Source organism: Leptospira kmetyi serovar Malaysia str. Bejo-Iso9, from assembly GCF_000243735.2.
Lineage (GTDB): Bacteria > Spirochaetota > Leptospiria > Leptospirales > Leptospiraceae > Leptospira > Leptospira kmetyi.
Genome location: NZ_AHMP02000003.1, coordinates 3,707,963 through 3,728,515 on the forward strand (window position 1 = coordinate 3,707,963; position 20,553 = coordinate 3,728,515).

General features: G+C 45.6%; 15 protein-coding genes, 2 tRNA genes and 2 pseudogenes. 15 read left to right on the top strand and 4 right to left on the bottom strand.

The window, feature by feature from the left end; translation table 11 throughout:
• Window positions 1-364 precede the first annotated feature (364 nt).
• Both LEP1GSC052_RS19815 and LEP1GSC052_RS19820 read left to right on the top strand, forming a co-directional pair.
• Complete coding sequence (locus LEP1GSC052_RS19815; RefSeq protein WP_020986385.1) at window positions 365-976, top strand: hypothetical protein; 612 nt, start codon at window positions 365-367, stop codon at window positions 974-976.
• Window positions 977-1,181: 205 nt separating this feature from the next.
• Window positions 1,182-1,799, top strand: coding sequence for a hypothetical protein (locus LEP1GSC052_RS19820; RefSeq protein WP_010575928.1), 618 nt, complete (start codon window positions 1,182-1,184; stop codon window positions 1,797-1,799).
• A 66-nt stretch (window positions 1,800-1,865) separates the two neighbouring features.
• On the opposite strand, the gene LEP1GSC052_RS19825 is transcribed toward LEP1GSC052_RS19820, so the two are convergent.
• On the bottom strand, window positions 1,866-2,759 hold the full coding sequence (locus tag LEP1GSC052_RS19825) for a LysR family transcriptional regulator (RefSeq protein WP_167593886.1): 894 nt from the start codon (window positions 2,757-2,759) through the stop codon (window positions 1,866-1,868).
• Between the two features lie 94 nt (window positions 2,760-2,853).
• Here LEP1GSC052_RS19825 and LEP1GSC052_RS19830 point away from each other — a divergent pair, with 94 nt between their 5' ends.
• The 6 genes and pseudogenes from LEP1GSC052_RS19830 to LEP1GSC052_RS19850 all read left to right on the top strand — a co-directional run bounded on the left by LEP1GSC052_RS19830 (window position 2,854) and on the right by LEP1GSC052_RS19850 (window position 9,973).
• Window positions 2,854-3,843: a zinc-dependent alcohol dehydrogenase family protein gene (locus tag LEP1GSC052_RS19830; protein WP_020985717.1), complete on the top strand. Its 990-nt coding sequence runs from the start codon at window positions 2,854-2,856 to the stop codon at window positions 3,841-3,843.
• A 116-nt stretch (window positions 3,844-3,959) separates the two neighbouring features.
• On the top strand, window positions 3,960-4,508 hold the full coding sequence (locus tag LEP1GSC052_RS19835; RefSeq protein ID WP_010575925.1) for a glutathione peroxidase: 549 nt from the start codon (window positions 3,960-3,962) through the stop codon (window positions 4,506-4,508).
• Between the two features lie 14 nt (window positions 4,509-4,522).
• Complete coding sequence (locus LEP1GSC052_RS19840) at window positions 4,523-5,473, top strand: ChaN family lipoprotein (RefSeq protein WP_040913767.1); 951 nt, start codon at window positions 4,523-4,525, stop codon at window positions 5,471-5,473.
• Between the two features lie 41 nt (window positions 5,474-5,514).
• Window positions 5,515-5,983 (top strand): annotated as a pseudogene (locus LEP1GSC052_RS21850) (transglycosylase domain-containing protein); the annotation flags it as partial.
• Window positions 5,984-6,075: 92 nt separating this feature from the next.
• Window positions 6,076-8,403 (top strand): annotated as a pseudogene (locus tag LEP1GSC052_RS19845) (transglycosylase domain-containing protein); the annotation flags it as partial.
• Window positions 8,393-9,973, top strand: coding sequence for a hypothetical protein (locus LEP1GSC052_RS19850; RefSeq protein WP_020985813.1), 1,581 nt, complete (start codon window positions 8,393-8,395; stop codon window positions 9,971-9,973). The pseudogene LEP1GSC052_RS19845 and the gene LEP1GSC052_RS19850, both read left to right, overlap by 11 nt.
• A gap of 500 nt (window positions 9,974-10,473) precedes the next feature.
• On the opposite strand, the gene LEP1GSC052_RS19855 is transcribed toward LEP1GSC052_RS19850, so the two are convergent.
• Both LEP1GSC052_RS19855 and LEP1GSC052_RS19860 read right to left on the bottom strand, forming a co-directional pair.
• A tRNA-Tyr gene (locus LEP1GSC052_RS19855) sits at window positions 10,474-10,555 on the bottom strand.
• Window positions 10,556-10,565: 10 nt separating this feature from the next.
• Window positions 10,566-10,638, bottom strand: a tRNA-Thr gene (locus LEP1GSC052_RS19860).
• Between the two features lie 158 nt (window positions 10,639-10,796).
• On the opposite strand from LEP1GSC052_RS19860, the gene LEP1GSC052_RS19865 reads away from it, so the two are divergent.
• The 5 genes from LEP1GSC052_RS19865 (at window position 10,797) to LEP1GSC052_RS19885 (ending at window position 14,784) form a co-directional block, all read left to right on the top strand.
• Entirely contained in the window at window positions 10,797-11,183 is a 387-nt protein-coding gene (locus LEP1GSC052_RS19865; RefSeq protein WP_010575922.1) for a hypothetical protein, read from the top strand.
• A gap of 60 nt (window positions 11,184-11,243) precedes the next feature.
• Window positions 11,244-12,068 carry a transketolase gene (locus LEP1GSC052_RS19870; RefSeq protein ID WP_010575921.1) on the top strand — a complete coding sequence of 275 codons (825 nt, stop codon included), beginning with the start codon at window positions 11,244-11,246 and terminating at the stop codon, window positions 12,066-12,068.
• 167 nt (window positions 12,069-12,235) lie between these two features.
• Window positions 12,236-13,171 carry a transglutaminase-like domain-containing protein gene (locus LEP1GSC052_RS19875; RefSeq protein ID WP_020986015.1) on the top strand — a complete coding sequence of 312 codons (936 nt, stop codon included), beginning with the start codon at window positions 12,236-12,238 and terminating at the stop codon, window positions 13,169-13,171.
• A gap of 68 nt (window positions 13,172-13,239) precedes the next feature.
• A complete protein-coding gene (locus LEP1GSC052_RS19880) occupies window positions 13,240-14,199 on the top strand; it encodes a polyprenyl synthetase family protein (RefSeq protein WP_020986217.1) in 960 nt (319 codons plus the stop codon).
• Between the two features lie 78 nt (window positions 14,200-14,277).
• Window positions 14,278-14,784 carry an SRPBCC family protein gene (locus LEP1GSC052_RS19885; protein WP_010575919.1) on the top strand — a complete coding sequence of 169 codons (507 nt, stop codon included), beginning with the start codon at window positions 14,278-14,280 and terminating at the stop codon, window positions 14,782-14,784.
• Between the two features lie 49 nt (window positions 14,785-14,833).
• On the opposite strand, the gene LEP1GSC052_RS19890 is transcribed toward LEP1GSC052_RS19885, so the two are convergent.
• On the bottom strand, window positions 14,834-15,538 hold the full coding sequence (locus LEP1GSC052_RS19890; RefSeq protein ID WP_425268414.1) for an LIC10920 family plasminogen-binding lipoprotein: 705 nt from the start codon (window positions 15,536-15,538) through the stop codon (window positions 14,834-14,836).
• Between the two features lie 228 nt (window positions 15,539-15,766).
• Here LEP1GSC052_RS19890 and LEP1GSC052_RS19895 point away from each other — a divergent pair, with 228 nt between their 5' ends.
• Together LEP1GSC052_RS19895 and LEP1GSC052_RS19900 are read left to right on the top strand one after the other, a co-directional pair.
• Complete coding sequence (locus LEP1GSC052_RS19895; protein WP_010575917.1) at window positions 15,767-16,894, top strand: LBF_2804 family protein; 1,128 nt, start codon at window positions 15,767-15,769, stop codon at window positions 16,892-16,894.
• A gap of 144 nt (window positions 16,895-17,038) precedes the next feature.
• Window positions 17,039-20,542: a PAS domain-containing protein gene (locus LEP1GSC052_RS19900; RefSeq protein WP_010575916.1), complete on the top strand. Its 3,504-nt coding sequence runs from the start codon at window positions 17,039-17,041 to the stop codon at window positions 20,540-20,542.
• Window positions 20,543-20,553 lie beyond the last annotated feature (11 nt).

Below are 20,553 nucleotides of genomic sequence, written 5' to 3' on the forward strand. Positions count from 1 at the left end.
CCTTTCCCATCTTTGAAACTTTTTCAATTTTATGTCAAAGAGTTTTTATCCGAGTCTTCCGGAATTCATTTTGTTTTTTCCGCGGGGCAAAGAATCTCCATTCTCCCCAAACCAAAAAAGCAGAAGATATTTTGCCTAACGTGAATCGAAGTCAAACGTTCGATTTGCGCCTTCCGCTTTTGGGAAAGAATACGCTTCGATCTCGGGTTTTGCCGAATTGCCCGAGGTGACGCGAAACAGGCATTTCCGATCCGATCTTAAAAAATTAGGAACGGGTTTTCGTATTCGTTTTTTTAAATATTCCGTCTCTTCTTGAAGAAAAAGAATGGAAAATGATTCAACCTTAGTGGATAATTCGAAGCCTATGCGCAAAAAGAACCATATGCCTGAAACAAGAAATCCCGTCGAACTGGTAGAGTTTCTCTCGAAGGAAATGGAAAATCCCTCCTTTGACGAATGGCTTTCCGAACTCGCAGACAAGGCGATCGACAACGATAAGTTTGTGTGGAGTTTTTTGTATCAAGTGATGCGCGACGCGGACTCGGGAAGACTTTCCTGGGGTTATCACAAAAGACTTCTTTCCGGCGCGGTTCAAATTCTTTCCCGAGTGGGAGACAGTCGTGCGTATCGTGCCATCATCAATTACGTAAAATCTTTGGATCGTCAGATTCCGATCGGCGCTTTGGAATTGATCACCGATCTTCTTCCGTCTTTTGCGGAAGTGGATTCGGACGAGATTTTAAAAATCGCGGCGACTCAGGATTCTCTTAAATCCGCGTTCGGAATTTTGGCTTTGTTTCAACTGATCGTTCAGGATAAGATTCCTTCCGAAAAAACGGAAGAGATCCGAACCTTTTTGAAAGGTTATAAGAACTACGCATATTATTTGGATTCCGTGATCGAACAAGCGTTGGATCATCTCGACGCTCAGGAAGAACCGAATCTTCTTACGTTTTTCGACGAGATCGCGGTTTAAATTTTACCTTCGCGATTCTTTCGCGGACTTCCATTCTTCCTTTTTGAAAAACACGCCGGAAAGAATTTCTTTCCGGTTGTTGATTCTTTGAAATTTCATCTTTTGTTTTCCATTTCGGTTTAGAATTTTTTTAAAAAGAAATCGACCTTGGAATCGATCGGATGGAATCTTTCAAAAATTTATTTCAAAACGTTCGAGGTTTCGGATGAATCTTATCTTGAGAGGAATTCATTTTTTCGGCGGCTTTTCCGTCATCAATCGTTTGATCGGTCTTGTCGCCTGCGGTACGGTCGCGTTCGGAATCGCCGTACCGGATATTCGTTTTCATTCCGCTAAAAACAATAAGACTGAGTTTACGTTCGCGGAATTCATCGCAACTCCCGCGGATAAAATTCCGAGATACATCAAGATCAAGGACGGAGTGGTTCCGGCGAACAATTACGTGATTTCCACGAAGAAGGAAAGACTTCAACATATCACGTATCCCGTCGCGACCGCAAATTCCGGTCTTGAAAAGGTGAAGGTCATCGTGAAGGACAGCGCGGTAACTCAAGAGGCTTTGGACGACGGAACGTATTTTTCGTCTCCCACCTTTGCGATCGAAGGAAGATTCAACGATACTTCTCTGGATCTCGAATCCCAAAAAATTTATAAGGACATGGGTTACGTTCTCGACGATCATTTGTATTTGATCGAAAGGGGAAGCGAACCGATCGGATTTTTTCCCGCTTTGGGGTTGGCGATCGTTTCTTTGTTTTTGGGATTGTTCATCGCGGCGACTTTTATTCCCGCAAGTCTTTGGAACAAATATTTTCCCGCTTAAAGAGGGAAGAATGATTTTGCCTTTTTGATTTCGTACGGTTCGACTTTGTGATTCGAGCCGATCGAATCAGAGGTTCCAGCCTTCGAGTTTGGATTCCAAAAATTTCTGAAATCGTAAAACCCGTTTCGGCGGGTTTTCTCCCGAAGGAAACAAAAGACAAACGGAAGTATTCGAATCCAGAATCAGATTCGGAAAGATCCGTTTGAGTTTTCCGGAACGCAAAAGAGTTTCCACATCCCAAAGAGAACGAAATAAAATTCCGTCCGCTCCTTCCGCGATCGTCTCGGTTAAAAAAGAACCGTTGTTCGATCGGATTCCCCGATGTTTGGAAAGTTCCGAGATTTTCTTTTTTGTTCCGGGGATTTTTACGCTCGAATGTTCATCCACGTAAAACACATTATAATTTTCTAATTCTTGAATATGATTCGGAGTTCCGACCCGTTCCAGAAATTGGGGAGAGGCCGTCGCGACGATCGGGTTGGACATCAATACCTTACAACGGTTCGTTCGGATCGGTTTCATGATTCGAATTCCCAAATCGAAACTGTCCTCGATGAGGTTGAATTTTTCGTTTCCGAAAACCGTCTCGAGTTGAATTTCCGGATAAAGATTTCCGAACTCGGAGAGAACGGAAGGTAGGATTCTCGTCGCAAAGGGCGCGGGCGCCGTGATCTTGATTTTTCCTTTGAGTTCCTTTTCTACGTTCGCTTCCTTTTCGGCCATTCTCAATTCGTTTAGAATCTTGTCCGTTCTGAGTCGAAAACGGATTCCCGCTTCCGTGAGACGGATCGTTCTCGTCGTTCTTTCGAACAACGTGGTCTTGAGGGCCCGTTCCAATCTGGAAATTCTTTTGCTGATCGTGGGTAAGGAAGTTCTCGTTTTACGGGCGGCCTTTGCGAAATTCCCTTCCGAACAAACCGCTTCGAACAATTCCAAGTCGGTTATACTTTCTAGATTCATTCTTTCCAATTTAGAAATAATCAGTTTCAAATTCAAGACATTGCGGAAAGAATCGTTTTGGATTAGAATCGTCCGCATCAAGGGAGAATGGTATATGAAAGCGATGGTAATCAATCGTTTCGGCGGCGCCGAAGTATTCGAAGCGGGGGAAGTTCCGAAACCGACTTTGATCCCGGGGCACGTTTTGATCCGCGTCAAAGCGACGAGCGTAAATCCGGTGGATTATAAAATCAGAAAGTTCGGTCCTCCGATCGCGCCCGCGTTTCCCGCGGTTTTGAACGGAGACGTAGCGGGGATTATCGAAGAGGTTGCGGATAACGTGTCTCGTTGGAAAGTCGGGGACGAGGTCTTCGGTTGTGTGGGCGGTTTGATCGGAACCGGAGGAGCGCTCGCCGAATACATTCTCGCGGACGAAAGATTGCTCGCACACAAACCGAAAAATCTGAGTTTCGAAGAAACCGCGGTATTACCGTTGGTTTCCATCACCGCTTGGGAAGGGCTTTTCGAAAAAGGAAACATCCAAGCCGGAAATAAGATATTGATAACCGGTGGAGCGGGCGGAGTCGGACATATCGCGGTTCAACTCGCGAAATGGGCCGGAGCTCGCGTTCTTGCGACGGCGAGCGGAGATCAAAAACAAAAACTCGTTCTCGAGCTCGGAGCCGAAGCGGTCAGCGGAAGATCGGAAGCGGAAATCAAAAAGAAGGCGTTTCAAGTTTTTGGAAAGGAGGAATTGGATCTCGCGTTCGACACGGGAGGCGGAAGCGGTTTTGAAACCGCGATCGCTTGTGTGAAAAGAAAAGGAAAAGCGATCACGATCGACGGTTCCGGATCGTTCAACTTGGGAAAAGCTCATTCCAAAAGTTTGGATCTTGCGATCGTCTTTATGTTGATTCCTCTGTTGCACGACGAAGGACGCGAAAAACACGGATTCATTCTCGGCGAAATCGCAAGACTTGTGGAGAATGGAATTTTAAAACCGGTGCTCGATCCCGAAAGATTCTCCTGGACGAAGATCGGAGACGCGCATCGCAAACTCGAAGAGGGAAGAGCGATCGGCAAAATTTCCGTAACAATCGACTGAAAGAACGACGCGCGGTTTTATCTAAAGAAAGAACGAGGAAAGGGGTTTTCATTTTTGAAAAACGATTGAAGCAAATCCGTATTCGGATTTAAACTCATGGAAGAAGGTAATCGTTCATGCAGTCCAAACTTTTCATTCTGTTTTTTATGTTGGGAATTCTTTTTCCTTTGGCCGGAGTTTTTGCGAAGGGAAGTTTTTATGATTTCAAAGTAAAGGATATCAAGGGTAACGAAGTCTCCCTTTCCAAATACAAGGGAAAGGTCGTGATGGTGGTTAACGTGGCATCCAAATGCGGTTATACCTATCAATACGACAATTTGGAAAAGGTCTATAAAAAATACAAGGATCAGGGTTTTGTCGTGGTCGGTTTTCCCGCGAACAACTTCGGCAGTCAAGAGCCCGGAACCGATAAGGAGATCGAAACCTTTTGCAGAATTCAAAAAGGAGCGAGCTTCGATATGATGTCCAAGATTTCGGTAAAGGGAAAGGATCAACATCCTCTCTATTCTTATCTGATCGAAAATTCTCCGAACCCAGGAGAAGTGGAATGGAACTTTGAAAAGATTCTCATATCCAAGGACGGAAAGATCGAAGCGAGATATCGTTCCGCGGTCGAACCGGACAGCTCTTCCGTTACGCAAAAGATCGAATCTCTTTTGAAGTAAGGGCGTTTTTGAGTTTGAAACAATATCTTTCGAGGAAGTCCCGTTTCTTTTTAAGAATTCTACCGATCGCGTTTTTGTGCGTTCTTTTCTGCGTAAACGTTCCCGTTTTTTCGGATACGATGCTCGAAAATCCGAAAGAAGGGGAACAATCACCGCCGTCTTCTCCGATATTCATTCAAAAAGGACTGACCACGACGGCGGTTCAACCGGAAACGATCTTTGAAACATTCAAAAATTATGATGTTTTAATATTCGGGGAAGAACACGACGACGTCGCCGGTCACGAAATCCGTTTGGATTGGTTTCGGAAAATTTCTTCGCAAACTCCCGTAATTCTTTCCTTGGAGATGCTCGAACGGGATCAACAAAAAACCTTGGATGAATATCTAAACGGTCAGATCACCGAAAAAGCGTTTTTGAATTCTTTAAAACTTTGGCCGAATCATCTCCGGGATTATCATCCTTTTTTGAGATTCGCAAAGGAGAATCGGATTCCGGTTCTCGCGTCTAACGTCCCGAGAAAATACGTGAACCTCGTTTCTTCTTCCGGTCTGGAAGAATTGTTCAAGGTTCGTTCGGTTTTTTTACCTCCTAAATATCTGATTCGCAAATTTTCCCAAGAAGCCTACGAAGAAAAAATCAAGAACACTCTCAAAGAACATCCGGGTATGGCGTCGGATGAAACGATTCAAAGGAGATTTGTGGACGCGCAATATCTTTGGGACGCGGGGATGGCCGATTCGATCGCGAACGCTTTTTTGACGAAGGGAAGGAAGGTGATTCATATCAACGGGCGTTTTCACAGCGACGAGAATTTCGGTGTGACGTTTCGGCTGAAGGAACTCGGGTTCAAAACGCTTTCCGTTTCCATGTTTCCTCTCCGGGAGGAGGACGTAGTTCCGACCGAAATTCTCAAAGGCTCCGATTTTACCGTCATTACCGAAAGGAAAGAAAAAGAGAATTAAGTGCTTGTCTGGAACCGGAAGATCCTCCGACAATTAAGAGGATGATGGAGACCGGGATTCAAACTCTGAGAAGCACTCGATTTTTGTGCCCGGATTGCGGAACGACTTCTCGGTTGCCGGAGGGAGTTCCCACAGGTTCCGTTTTCAGGCTCACCTGCTATCAGTGCGGTCATAAGGCTTTGGTAAGAATGGAACTTCCAAAACCGCCGCCGCCGTCGGTTCCTTCCCGTGTAGAATCGATTGCTCCGTCCAATGAAATCATACGTCGTCCCGAATCTCCGAATAATGTAGGATCTCCCACGTTCCAAACTCCTCCTCAATTAAAACAGAGGTCGGAACAACGTCCGTCGGAACCTTCTTTCTCGCCGAACACGGTTTTGCCTTCCGCATCGCCTTCTCCTTCGGAGCCGACCGGACCCGGAATCTTGGAAAGAATGGGAGAATCTTTCTCGCAGTTACAAACCCGACTGAAAGAGAAAGTGTGGGAACTCACGCAAAAATTCCAAGGTTCCCGAAAAGGTCCGCAACCCGATTCTCTTTTATCGAATTCATCCGCGTCCGGTTCCGCCGCTTCGAGTTCCGCTTTGTCGGAGGAACGACCGCTTCTCAAACGGGAAAAAATTTCCTTCGAGGAAAAACCGTTCTTCTCCGTAAGAAGAGAGATCGAAAACGACGGACAACCTCGCATCAAAACCCTCGCGGAACGATTGAGGGAACAAGTCGCCGGAAAACGAATTCAACTTCCGAACGTGGTTTTGCTTTCCGCCGGAGTCGTGGTTTCTTTGCTTTTGGTGGGAATGATTCTTTTTTGGGTCGGGGTCATCACGCGAGAAGCGGAACTCAAAGAGATGATTTCTCTTTTTTACAACCATCAGCCTTCCGTAATCTACGATCGCGACGGGAAAAAAGTTTCCGAGATCTTTGCGAAAAAAACGAGTAACTTGGAATGGGACGCTTATCCCGAGAATTTAAAGAAGATCGTTCTTTTGGTCGAGGACAGAAGATTCTTTTCTCATAGCGGGATCAATTATATGTCCGTGCTTCGTGCGATTTTCGTGAACATCACGAGTTTTCGTTTTAAACAGGGAGCGTCCACGATCACACAACAGCTCGCAAGAATTCTTTTGGACGATCGCGAAAAAAGTCTTGTACGAAAAATCAAGGAAGCCCAACTCGCTTTCGCGCTCGAATATTCGTATGAGAAAAAGCAAATATTATTATATTATTTAAACAACGTATATCTCGGACACGGAGCTTTCGGTTTTGCGAGCGCAGCCGAATTCTATTTTAAGAAAACTCCCGCGGAATTGAACACCGAGGAGATGATCGTTCTTGCTTCTCTCGCTTCCGCGCCGAATCGTTTTTCTCCGTTGAAGAATCCGGATTTATCCAGACAGAGAGTCAACGCGATCATTCATTCGTTTCGGGAAGACGAAATCTTAAAGGAGAATCCGAAGACGAAACTCGACGAGATCTATCTTTCGTTTCACATGCGTTCTCCAGGAGAAACCGTTTTCGGAAACAGACGAGACCATTCTCCATACGTGACCGAACACGTTCGTAAGTTTTTGAATTCCTTGTATCCCGATTCCAATATTTACGAGACGGGAGGATTTTCGATCTATACGACGATCGCGGAACCCGTTCAGGCCGAACTCCCTAAGATCGTAAAGACGTACGTGGATAACGTACAAAAGAACGGGCTCGTTCGTAAAACGAAACTCACGGACAATAAGAATTCGAGCGAGACCGCCGTGTTTCGAAGATACGTTCAGGATCTTTCTCCCGCACTCGAACTTTTTATCGACACGGATTCTTTCAGCGGGGCGAACGAATCGGGTCTTCAGGTCGCGTTAGTCGCCGTTGATCCCGCGACGGGTGAAATTCTTCTGATGCACGGAGGTTCCGAATTCAAAGCGGACAATCAGTTGGACCGAACGACCGCGATGAAACGTCAAACGGGTTCTTCAATCAAACCGATTTTGTATTCGGCCGCGATCGAAACTGGACTTATCAACGCGTCTTCTCGGATCTTGGACGCTCCTTTGATTTATAGAAATCAAACGGGAAATTGGAGTCCGGAAAATATCGGGAATCAATACGACGGCGACATCAGCGTTAGACTCGCTTTGGCGAAATCCAAAAACACCGCGGCGGTTCAGATAGCGGAAAAACTCGGTATATCCAGAATCCAAGACTTCTTTCAGAAATATTTTTTCCCAGATTCCAAAGTGCTTCAATCCAGATTTAGGGGAGATCTTTCCTTGGCCCTCGGCTCGTTGGAAATTTCTCCGTTGGAAATGGCTCTTGCGTATTCTGCGTTTGCAAACGACGGAACGATCAAACGTCCTTATCTCATTCAAAAGATCACGGATCGTTCCGGTAAGATCATCTACGAAAAAAAATCCACGGACGAGTTCGGTTTAAAAGTTCCCGAAGAAAGAAAGGTTTTATCCTCGCAGGTTTCGGAGATCATGATCGATCTTCTTCACGGAAGTGCGAACTCGGCCGGAGTCAGAAACACCGGATACAAGGGAGAAGTCGCCGGTAAAACGGGAACCACAAACGACAACCGGGACAACTGGTTCGTCGGAGTCAGACCCGGTTTATCGATGGCGATTTGGCTTGGATACGACGACCCGAGTTTCGGTCTCGGATCGTCCGCGTTAGGCGGAACCGTTGCGGCTCCTTTGTGGGGAACGGTCGCCAAAATCTTCGAAGCGGCCGAGGATTCCGACGAAAAGAGAAAGTATCCGATCAGCGAACACGCTCTCAGCGCCACCGTCTGCGAAGAATCCGGTAAACTTCCCGGACCTTCCTGTAAACATACGAGAAAGGAACTTTTTAAAAGCGGAACGGTTCCTTCCGAGGTTTGTCCTCTCAACCACGGAGCGGACGCAAAACGGGAAGTTCTTAGAAATGTATTCTAAAGTATTTTATTTTATTCTAATATTCTTATTTTTAGCTTCGAATGCGGTTTCCGTTTCCTACGAGGACGCGTATGCGATGGAAAAGGAAGATCCTTTGTTTTCGATTCCGTTGTATGAAGAACTCCTCAGGACCTCCCAAAAATCGGACGTTCGAAAGACCGCGTCTTCCCGGCTTTTTTTTCTTTATGAGAAATATCGCAAATACGTTCCCGCGATTCTCGTGATGAGCCGTTCCGGAAAGATTACGGACAAAAAAGGAAAATATCCTTCGATCGTTTCCGAACTCGCAAGCGGTTTGAACGTAAGTCCTTTCGCGCTTGTCTCCGTAATTTCCGGTTGTAGCAGACCGATTCCGAATCCCGATCCGTTCTTTCAAGAAACACAAACGTCTCCCTCTAAGGAAGAATCCGTTTCCGAAGAAGCCAACGCGGCTCCGGGTTCCGAAGACGGAAACGCACAACCGACGCAAGAGATGCCGTTCTTGTTTAAGATTCTTTCTCGAAAAGAAAACGCTTCCTTGTATAAGGCCTGTTATGCGGTGAAAATCAAAACGGGCGATTACGACGGCTGGGAAAAAATCCACGCGTTCGGAGAGTCAAAGGGAATTCTCACCCCCGAAACTTCTTTGGCTTTGAGAATCAGCTTCACGCTTCATTCGGGAAGAGGAAGCGCTTACAAAAGAATTTATTCCGGCGGAAAACTCAAATCGTTAAGCGAAGACGGTAAATCGGATCTTTTATATCTTTACGGAAAGTTTCTGAGAAACCTGGGCAAATACGATTCTTCCGCAAGATATTTTTGGATGAGCGGTTCTTACGGAAACAAGGATCGAAGTAGAATCGAAACCGCAAAAACGCTTTTGGTTTCTGGTAGAAAACAGGAAGCCTGTTCGTATTTATCAAAAAGTTTTTTCCCTGGCGACGAATCGGAGGAACTTCTTTCCCGCGTTTGTTTTAAGAATTTCGAAAACAATCATCCCGGTCAGGATTTTTTAAAAGCGATCCGAATTCTGAACAACGACAACTCCGATCCGGTCTTCGAATACTTTCTCGGCAAAGGCGCTTCGACAAAAGCGGAAGAATCCGAACCCGAGGACAACGAAGCCGCGTCAAACTACGGTAAACTCGTGGACGAACGATTATTCTCCGGTGAAAAAAATCCGACTCCGTTTTGGGATTATCGAAAGAAAGAAGGGACCTTGTATCTATCGGGTTCTCCCCAATTCCTTTGCAAAACGAGCCGTTCCGTTCTATTTAAGAAAAATCTAATACAACCTCAGAACTGCGCGCCTTTCCCTTCGCTTTCCGCGGACTCGATTCTTTCCACTCCTTTGTTTGCGTCCGATCAGGATGAATGGAGTTTGTTGGTCGCCAATGCGGCCTACAATCCGGTTCTCGGTCGCGCGGTTTTTATGGGCGACGGCGCGGAGGAAACCTTACAGTTTTCCGGTTTGATCTATCGCAAATCCTTGAATCGTTTTTTTCTGGAAGGTTATTCTGCGGACGGTCGTTATCGTCTTTACGCGATCGATTGGAAAAACGTTCAGACGAATCTCTCCGAAGGAAATTAGGGAAAGAATTCGGCGTGTGCTCCCGAATCGTTTGCCGATTGGTTCAATCCTTTTTTCAATTAAGTATTGTAGGAACTCCTACAACTTCTCGTTGATCTTTCGATTTCAAGATTTTGTATGAGGTCCTACATTTTCGGGTTAGATCGTTGAATTTCGACTTTGTGTGGGAGATCCTACATTTTTAAAAATACGGAAAGATCTTAATTCATCAAAAAGTATGAGTTCCTGCATTTTTCCACGGAAAACTATCAAGTAGGTTCATCCTTCATTCGGATTCGCCTCTACGCAGTTGTCCATCCTGTCCAACGCAGCTCCGAGGCGTCTTACTCGTGCCTCGTCCATCCCCTGGACTCGGATCGCGTTTTTTCGCTCCCTATGGATCGCTCAAAACGCTTTCACTCGCAAGCTTCGAATCCTGACGAGTGACCCGTAGGGAACGAGTCACTCTTTTATCGAAACCGTAGTTGTTTGATTTTGTTGGGATTAAGAAAGAAAATTTATGGGCAGGGAAGGATTCGAACCTTCGAAGACATAGTCAGCAGATTTACAGTCTGCCCTCGTTGGCCACTTGAGTACCTACCCGAAGAGAAATAGCTGCCTATAGGAATCGAACCCACAACCGTCTGATTACAAATCAGATGCTCTACCAATTGAGCTAAGGCAGCAATTTGCTATGGAACCAGTATTTCGAGTTGTTTTCCTCGGTCAAATAAAAAAACCGGAGCGGGTATTCTCTTCTTTTTTGCGAATTATTTCTTTTTCGTTTCGAACTTCCTTTCGAAAAAGAGTTTTGAACACGAGCGGTTTGCCGAAAATGTAACAGATGATTCTAACCTTGATTAATGTCGGAATGGCCCTTTCGGTCCTTTGTTTTTATACGGGTTATTATTTTCGTTTTAGAAAAAACGTTCTCCATCGAATTTTCAATCTCACCGGCGCCTCTTTCAATCTGATCACCGCGCTTTCCCTTCTTTACATAAAGTATTTGGGCGGAGGATTGGAGAACGCGGGAATCGTTCCCGCAGTCGATCGATGGATCATCGATACGCACCGCGCCTTTGCCGCATTGACCTTGGTTTTGATGCTTCTGATGGTTTGGTCGGGAATATCCCGAAAAAAAGAATTCCACAGAAAGCTACACTATATTTTCCTTCCTCTATACACCGTGATTTTCCTTTCCGGTTTGGTTCTGTTTCGTTCTACGAACTGACCTTCTTTCGGCACCTCTTCTCGAGGTTGGAAATCCGCATCTCATTCGCTTAGGAAGAATATGAACGATCTCAAAGAACTTAAGAGTTTTGCAAACGAACTCAGAAAGAGCGTGATCCGTATGGTGACCGCTGCAAATTCCGGTCACCCAGGCGGACCTCTCGGTCTCGCGGATATCTACGCCGTTCTATATAAGAAAATTCTAAATCATAAACCTTCCAATCCGGATTGGGAAGAAAGAGATCGCTTGATTCTTTCCAACGGTCACGTGTGCGCGATCCGTTACGCGGCTATGGCTCATTCCGGATATTTTCCCGTGGAAGATCTTTTGACTTTCCGTAAACTCGGAAGCAAGTTGCAAGGTCATCCTTCCACACGTTATATGAACGGAATCGAAAGTTCTTCCGGTTCTTTGGGTCAGGGGCTTTCCGTTTCCGTCGGATTGGCTCTCGGCGCCCGATTCAAAAAACAAAATCATAAGATCTATACTTGTATCTCCGACGGAGAATGCGGCGAAGGAATGACTTGGGAAGCCGCTCAATCCGCCGCGCACTATAAATTGGACAACATGATCGCTTTTATGGACAAGAACGGAATTCAGATCGACGGTTTTACGAAAGACGTTATGAACCTCGAACCTCTGAACGAGAAATTTCTTTCCTTCGGTTGGAACGTATTGGAAGCGGACGGTCACGATATTGAACAAATTGTTTCCGCTTTTGAAAAAGCGAAACAACACAAGGGTTCTCCCACGATCATTCTGTTCAACACAGTGCTCGGTAAGGGCGTTTCCTTTATGGAAAACAATCCCGGTTGGCATGGAACTCCTCCGAAACCGGAAGAAGAAAAGAAAGCTCTCGAAGAATTATCCGCACTTTCCGTTTAAAACGGAATTCTTCCGATCTCCCCGCGTTCTTGCGGGGAGATTTTCATTTTTGAAATTTTTTTCCTAACTCATCTTTTCAATTTACGAGCTCTTGTTTCACTAGACCGTAAGACATAGTAATTTATATATCTCATTTCATTTTTTCCGATGACAAGTTTCATTCCGAATTGACTCATTTCGATTTTCGTAAAAATATATTGTTTATGCCCTCATCCGATTCTTATTATGAATATCTCTCTTTTCCTCCCGATAAACTCGAAGAAAAATTTTATCAGCTCGAGTTTGCGGGAACGGAGGAAAAAATCCAAGTGATCCGCGAGATCGCGGATATGGTTCCTTGGCAATTTAGAATCAGCGAGTTCGTGGAAGAGTTTAAGGATCCCACTCTGCGGGTTTTTGCGCGTTCCATCTCTTCGGTGGTTCACTTGGAAAGAATCAACGCACGTTATGCGCTTCTTGCGAGCAAGGGGCACGTAAACGATTACGGAGATTTGGAAGAGGCCGTCTTTCTTCTTTCCAGCGTGGGCGATCCCGACGCTTCCTATCACGAATTTAAAATCTATTTGGATCAGCTCGCTCTGAGAGTGGAGGAGTTGTGCGATCTGAACCCCGAATACGTTTCCGAAGAATTGAAGGTTCATTTTTTGACGAGGGTTCTTTCTTCGGAGGAGAATTTTCAGGGAAACAACGATCAGTACGACGATCCGAACAATTCTTTCGTAACCCGCATCGTTCGAACTCGGAAAGGAATTCCTATTTCCCTTTCTGCGATTTATCTTCTCGTGGCGCGCAGACTTTCGCTTCCGCTTTACGGAGTGAATATGCCCCTGCATTTTCTACTTCATTTCGATTCTCCCGATTACGAAACCTTTATCGATCCGTTTCACGGAGGCGTTCTGTTGGATAAATCGACTTGTATCCGCTTTTTGGAAGCGAATAGTTTTACTCCGAGCGAAAGATATTTCACGAGAGCGAGCACGCTTTCCATCATCAAAAGAATGTACCGGAATCTGATCCACATATACCGTAAGGAACAGTTTCGGGACATGGAAGATATTCTTTCCCGTCAGCTCCTGATTCTCGAAAACAAACTCAAAGCCTGAACATCCGAAAAGAGTTCTTGCTTGAGCCTGTACCGTAATTTTGAATACTGTCCCCACGGGAAGGGGTAGTGAAAGCGTCTGTACTCAAAGATTCTCTGATTCGGAAGTTCGATAAAAAACTCGAAGCGATCATTCGGGAGGATCTCAAAATTCTCGCCGAAATCAAAACCTACACCATCCGATCCGGTGGAAAACGGATTCGTCCGATTCTCCATTACTGTCTTTGTCAACTTTTAGGTTATTCCGGTAAACACTGGCTGGACGTGGGCGCGATCGCCGAATTGATTCACGCGGCGAGTTTGCTTCACGACGACGTCGTCGACGAGGCGGAAACGAGGAGAGGACTTCAAAGCGTAGGCTCCAAGTTCGGAAACAAAACCGCGATCCTCGCCGGAGATTATCTTTTAGCCTGCGGAATCGACCACCTGAACGGTCTCGGTTATCCCGAACTGATGGACGTTTTCACGCAGGTCATCAAGGATCTTTCGGTTTCCGAGTTGATCCAGATGGAATGGGAAAAAAATCCCAAAATCACTTTAGAAATTTATAATAGAGTCGTATACGGTAAAACCGCGTCTTTGTTCGGAGCCGTAAGCGTTTCCGCGGGAATTCTTTCGGAAAAAAACGAAAAAGAAAAAAAGAAACTCAGACAATTCGGAATCGATCTCGGTTCCTTCTTTCAGAAAAAAGACGACGCGATCGACTACTTCACACCCGCGAGTAAAAGCGGAAAGGTTCCTCTCAAGGATTTTTACAACGGTTTGTATACGTATCCGATTCTTCTTTTGTTGGAAAAGGCGGACAAAAACGATAAGAAGCTGGTTCATTCTCTTTTTGAAAAATCGGAACGATCTCAAGGAGACGGCGTGGTGATTTTGAGTCTTCTTTCGCGTTATCAGATCCGCGAAAAGATGGACGCTGAGTTTCAAAACGTAGCGGACAACTTAATGAAATTCTTAAATAGTTTCGAAGAATCCTCGATTCGAAATCTTTTGAAGGAACAAATCCTAAAACTTCTGGAAGAATAGATTTGCAATCCCGTCGAAGGGATCGTTTACTTGCTTCTTGAATTCCTTCCTCTTAGGAAGAATCAGGAGCCGTAAAAAATGACATCTCCGACTTATCCGAATCTCGATCCGAACTTGGATCTCGTTTTCGAAAGAATCGTGGACGTTCCCCGGGAACTCGTATGGGCCGCGTGGACCACACCCGCGCACGTTTTACATTGGTTTACACCAGCGCCTTGGAAAACGATCGATTGTGAAATCGATCTGAGACCGGGAGGAATTTTTAGAACCACGATGCAATCTCCGGAAGGGGAAAATTTTCCGAACCTCGGTTGTTATCTCGAAGTCGTTCCGCATGAAAGACTCGTTTGGACGGACGCGCTTCAACCGGGTTATCGTCCTTCGCCCGATCCGGCGCAACCGTTCGGATTTTTCAGTTGTGTTCTTACGTTCGAACCGCACGGTCAGGGCGGAACCAAATACAAGGCCACCGCGATCCACGGTAATTTAACGAATCGTAAAAAACACGAGGACATGGGTTTTCATCACGGATGGGGAATCGCCACGGATCAACTCGTGGAATACGTTAAGAAAAATCTGGGTTAAGTCGTTCGGTAAATCGCCGTTAGGCACAACCACGCGGCACCAATTCGGATTACGGAGTCGTTGTCGCACCGCCGCTCGGAATCACGTTCTTCGCGTTACAATGAATGCTTCCAGTAATCGTTACGGAAGTTCCGGTAGATGAAGCGGTGGAAACGCAGGTTTGGTTGTCCTGCGTAAAACACTGCTGCGTAGTCGTTATGGAAGTGCAATTTACGTTATCGGCTGTATAACACTGATTGAGAATTCCCGTGCTTGTAGAAGTGTTGAGAAGCTTTCCGGTTAGAGAAATGTCGATCTCCATATATTGAAGCGTTTGTTGTTGGGCTGCGCCGTTGCTGGTCGGATAAACGGGAATTCCGGATGTTCCCCATTCCACCTTACCCACGTTACCCGTAACCGTTTTCGCAAAAAGTCCGCCGGAATAACTGAAACCCTGTTGCGGGTCCACCGAACCTTGGTATTGGGAAGAATCGAATTGAAACCGAAGAACCAAAGATTCTCCGGTTGTTTTCATGATCAACTGGCTTGTGACCGTATAACGAGTATTACTTGTACCGGTTGTTCCCGTGGTCCCTGTCGTTCCCGTAGTACCGGTTGTTCCCGTGGAAGTGGTTCCGGGGACGGCGACTCCGCAAGAGGAGATCTTATCTGGATCGACTTCTCCATTGATGAAAATTACATTTCCGTCGGCGAGCAAAACCTTGAGGTCGACGTTATTTTGATCTTTATGATTGGCGCAACTGAAAAGAATCATCGAAGCAAGGATGGAGGTAAAGAATGCGGAATGAGAACGTTTCATAAGATGCCTTTAGAATTCATACTGATCGAAAAGCGGACCGAGGTCAAGGATGAAATCGAATCCTTACTTTCCAGTTTCGACCCGTTGTTTAAAAGATCGTTCCCCGGGACCCGAATTCTGAAATAAAATTTGAAAGAATGGTTTGACAGATCCTAAAAATGAAATGAACTCCCGGCGATGAAAATGGGTTCTCCCGAAGAAGAATACAAACCGGGACTTCTGGAACGATGGGGCATCCGCGTTTTAGCGGATCTCGCGCGAAGAGACAAAAGATCCCCGGGGAATTGGGACGCCCAGGAATTCGGATCGGGTTCCAAAAAGGTCATAGGATGGACCGTGTTTTGGGCCTTGCACACGGGCTTTTGGACTACGTTCTTTATCATTCTCGTTGAAAAACTTTTTCCCGAAAATCCGGAACTTTGGTCTCCCGTATTTTTGGAAAAATGGACTTGGACCGGACTCGCGCTTTTGCTCGGAACCGTTTTGGAATTTTATCTTTTGTATCGAATCGGTTTGTCTTCCGTATATCGAATGACCCGTCTTGCGGGTTTGGATTTGCAGGAAGATCCCGATCTGATTACGAGCGTTAGCAATCTTCTTTCCAGACTTGCGTTGGAGATTCCCGATCCGGATCTGAAACTTTTGGGAATCGATCCGTATCGTCTTACGAACAAACAAAGTCTTTTTCTAACGACTCTTCTTTATAAGGCGAAGGTGTTTTTGTCGAACCTCGTGGCAAAGATCGTGATTCGAAAAATTCTCGCTCGAAATTCCTTTCGGGTTTACGCGGACTTCGTTGCCGCGCCGATCACCGCGATTTGGGACGCGATCGTACTTTACATTATTCTAAAGGAGTTGAGAACCCGTCTTCTTACGCGGATCGTTTCCAAGGAACTCGTTGACGATATTCTTGCCAGAAAAGAATCCTTGAGCAGAAACGCGCAGATCGCTTGTATGACCGCGATCGGAAACTCGATCGTATTTACGCAAAGATTTCATCCGAACTTGGAATACATTCTGATCAAACTTCATAAAGCGTTTCAAATCGAGAATTATCATTTTCGTTTGGACGAGTGGGAATCCTTTGAAAAACTTCTGCGGGATTTGAACGAATCGGAAAGGGATTTCTGTTTAAAAATTCTAAGCATAACCTGCTGTTTTGACGGGAAGATTTCCTCTTTCGAAAAAAAACATCTTCCTTTGGTTTTCGGCAAGGATTCGGCGGAACGTTTGATTTGGGTTCAAAAATTGGCGGACGCGATCAACGACGGAGATCTTGAAAAATCCAGAGAACTCGCCCGGCTCGATTGAGAATTTGATTCGAATTTTCGAAAATCCTCATTGGGTTTTGGAATTTGATTTACAATCCGTCGATTCTTCTTTTAAGATTTTTTTCCGGTCTTTCTTAAGTCGGATTATCTTCGTTTTGTCATTCTGATTTTTTATGAGGTAAGGATGCACGTCATCATTCAATGGCTTGAATCTATCTTCGAATCGATTCCGCTTCCGATTTTGGAAACCTGGGGAAGTTTCGGATTTATCGTTGGATTCGTTTTGATGCTCTCCGCTTTCACCGGCTTTAGTTTAAAACTAGAAGGCGGTTTCGGAATCAGAAGAGAGGTTCAGTTCTGGAATACCCAGGCTCTTTTGAGCATTCCGTTTACCTTCGTATTAATTTTTATCACCGGTTATTTGGGTTCCTTTATCGTTTTGGTTCCGGGCGCTCAAACTTTCGAATCGCTCAAAGATCTTTCCGTTTTTCTTTGTATTCTTTTGTTCGGATTTCCCGCTTTGATCGCGGTTCCGTTCGCATACGGTCTTTCGGATTTGATCGAAGGAGTTCCCGCCGGTTTTCTTCTGGATTGGCTCGTGGGATACTTTATAAATCCTGCATGTTTTTGGGTCGCCTATCGATTGATAGGGAAGAATCCCGATTTTACGAAAGGCAAGGTCTGGATTAAATATATTCTGTTCGTGATCGTTTTTATGACGATCGAACCCTTGCTCTGGGGACATCTTTGTTCCAAACAATTCTCCCCCGCGATCTCTTACAGAAACATAACTCCGGCTTTGTTTTTTACGACTTCGATCACATGGGCGCTCGCTCCTTTTGCGATGTTGGTCTTTCTTCCGATCGCGAAAAAATACGAAATGTTTTGGGCGGAAATTCCCGGACATGTTCGGGAATCTTTTTTCGATTTTAAGAATTGGGTTTGGGAAAAAGAAACCGGACAGGACACGGAAGGAAAGTCGAACCAAGGTCTTCCGATTCGAATGCTTTTGGTGGCTCCTTTTATTTTACTCGTGCTCGTGATGGTGGGCGCGACCGCGTATTTGAATTTGAGAAGCGCGGAGATGGCCGCGGACAAACTCGCCGGAAGATTGCATCAGGAAATTTCGGAGAACCTCAATCTGCATCTGGATCGTTTTTTGGACAGGACCCAAAACGAAAACGAACCTTCGCGTTTGGAAGGAATCAATCATCTGTTAAAGTCGACGAACGTTTCCGCGCACGGACGCGCGATCATCATCGATCGATCCGGAAATCTGATCGGTTCTTCGAGAATCGCAAACGGAAAGGAAACGATCGTGGACCAGGATTCGGATCCGGTGATCGAAAACGCGATCGGAACGCTTCGAACTAAATTAGGAGATTTGAATGCGCTTCACGAACCGATTCAGTTTCAATTCGACGTGGTCACGGCAAAACCGCTCGCGTTGGAAACCTGGCTCACTCAAGCGACTCCGTATCAGGACAACAGCGGAAATCTCAACTGGATTCTGATCACTTCGATTCCTTCCGCATATTATCTGGAAGGGGTGAGAATCGGAAGCAGTCAATCGGCGATGGTCTTTGCGGTCGCGTTGACTTCCTCCCTTTTGATCGCGGCCTTTCTCGCGGGTTTTGTCACGGCTCCGATCCGAAGAATTTCGAACGCGAGTAGCGCGATGGCAAAAGGCGATTTTGATCAACGCGTTCCTTCGAGTCGTTTGGAAGAATTAGGATCTCTTTCCCTTACGTTCAATCACATGGCGGAACAACTTCAGGAATCGTTCCGAAGAACAAAATCCAGCGAAGAACAGTTCCGTGATCTTGTCGCCACCACGCCCGGGATCGTTTGGGAAGCGGACGCGTTGACGTTCACCTTTACGTTCGTCAGTCAACAAGTCGAGGACATGCTCGGTTATTCCGTGGAAGAATGGAAACAACCCGGATTCTGGGCGGAACATCTGCATCCGGACGATCGCCAATGGGCCGTCGAATTCTGCATCGCTTGTACCGGAAGAATGGAAGCGCACGATTTCGAATATCGATTTCTGAAAAAAAACGGGGGATTCGTTTGGCTGCGCGACATCGTAAAAGTCATCGTAAAAAACAATCAACCGAAATGGCTTCGGGGCGTGATGGTGGACATCACCGAAAGAAAACAGATCGAAGCCAAACTTCTGGAAAGAAACCAGTTCATAGAATCGATCCTGGATATCACGCCGGATATATTATATATTTATGATATAGAAGAACGCAGAAACGTATACAGCAACAACGGAATCGAGGTCGTTCTCGGTTATTCTCCCGATGAAATGAAGGAAATGGGAGAGAATCTCATTCCGATCCTGATGCATCCCGAGGATTTTCCGAAATATCTGAAGGAAGTCGTACCTCAATACGCGAACATGAGCGATAAGGATATCATAGAACATTCGTATCGGATGAAACACAAAAAGACCGGACAATGGAGATGGTTGATTTCCCGAGAACGGATCTATCAAAGAAATTCGAACCACGGACCGAAACAGATTTTCGGAATCATCTACGACATCACGAAGAGCAAGGAAGCGGAGGAAACGATTCTCGATCTGAACGCGAACCTGGAAAGAAAGATCGATATTCGAACCGAAGAACTCAGCAAATCGAATTCCGATCTTCGAGAAGCGGTATTCAATCTGGAAAGAATCATGAAGGAATTGCAGGAAGCTCAGGACCAGCTTCTTCTTTCCGAAAAACTTGCGGCGCTCGGACAACTCGCGGCAGGGATGACGCACGAACTCAACACACCTTTAGGAGCGATTCTTTCTTCGAACCGCGCGATCTTGGAAATTCTCCAGAAAGAATTAAAGGGAATTCCCGAAATCCTTTCCGGTCTCAATCGGGAAGAATCAGAAAGTTTTAATATTCTTCTCGAAGAAAGTTTAAAGGACGCGTTTCAATCCGAGATCATACCCGATCGAAGTTTGAAAAAAGAATTACACCGGATGTTTAAGAACGCGGGTTTCGACGACTACGACGACGTAACGAGTTCCGTTTTGGATATCGGAGCATACAGACTCGGAGAGAGGTTGATCGATCTTTTAAAAACCGAAAAAAGAACGAATCTTTTGGCGACGGTCGGGTCGCTTTCCACGATCGTTCGTTTGAGCAACGTGATCGCGATCGCGAGCGGGAAGGCTTCGCACGTTGTGGAGGCTTTGAAGAATTATTTGAATCCGGGCGGAAGCGAACAAGAGGAAGGAATCGTTGCCGTGGATATAAAATCCGAGATCGAAACCATTCTCACCTTGTATCATACGAAAATAAAATACGGCGTCGAAATCGTTAAGGATTATAAAACGGACGGGCTTTGTCTCGGAAACGGGAATCGACTCAATCAGGTTTGGATCAATCTTCTAAATAATGGTTTGCAATCCATGAATTACCAAGGGAAGATTGAAATCAGCCTGGAAGAGCAACATCCTTGGATCATCACTTCCTTTATCGATTCGGGGGCGGGGATTCCCGATTCGATCAAAGATAAGATTTTCGAACCGTTTTTTACCACTAAAAAACAAGGAGAAGGGATCGGCTTAGGGCTCGATATCTGCAAAAAGATCATAGAGAAAATGGGCGGAAGAATAGAGTTTGAGAGTGTTCCCGGAAGAACAAAGTTTAGCGTGTGGTTGAAGGCCGCACGTTCGGTGTAAACGGAGAGATC

Coding starts and splice junctions, on each gene's coding strand:
- LEP1GSC052_RS19815 (WP_020986385.1), top strand. CDS start 365: ATGCGCAAAAAGAACCATATGCCTGAAACAAGAAATCCCGTCGAACTG.
- LEP1GSC052_RS19820 (WP_010575928.1), top strand. CDS start 1,182: ATGAATCTTATCTTGAGAGGAATTCATTTTTTCGGCGGCTTTTCCGTC.
- LEP1GSC052_RS19825 (WP_167593886.1), bottom strand. CDS start 2,759: ATGAATCTAGAAAGTATAACCGACTTGGAATTGTTCGAAGCGGTTTGT.
- LEP1GSC052_RS19830 (WP_020985717.1), top strand. CDS start 2,854: ATGAAAGCGATGGTAATCAATCGTTTCGGCGGCGCCGAAGTATTCGAA.
- LEP1GSC052_RS19835 (WP_010575925.1), top strand. CDS start 3,960: ATGCAGTCCAAACTTTTCATTCTGTTTTTTATGTTGGGAATTCTTTTT.
- LEP1GSC052_RS19850 (WP_020985813.1), top strand. CDS start 8,393: ATGTATTCTAAAGTATTTTATTTTATTCTAATATTCTTATTTTTAGCT.
- LEP1GSC052_RS19865 (WP_010575922.1), top strand. CDS start 10,797: ATGATTCTAACCTTGATTAATGTCGGAATGGCCCTTTCGGTCCTTTGT.
- LEP1GSC052_RS19870 (WP_010575921.1), top strand. CDS start 11,244: ATGAACGATCTCAAAGAACTTAAGAGTTTTGCAAACGAACTCAGAAAG.
- LEP1GSC052_RS19885 (WP_010575919.1), top strand. CDS start 14,278: ATGACATCTCCGACTTATCCGAATCTCGATCCGAACTTGGATCTCGTT.
- LEP1GSC052_RS19890 (WP_425268414.1), bottom strand. CDS start 15,538: ATGATTCTTTTCAGTTGCGCCAATCATAAAGATCAAAATAACGTCGAC.
- LEP1GSC052_RS19895 (WP_010575917.1), top strand. CDS start 15,767: ATGGGTTCTCCCGAAGAAGAATACAAACCGGGACTTCTGGAACGATGG.
- LEP1GSC052_RS19900 (WP_010575916.1), top strand. CDS start 17,039: ATGCACGTCATCATTCAATGGCTTGAATCTATCTTCGAATCGATTCCG.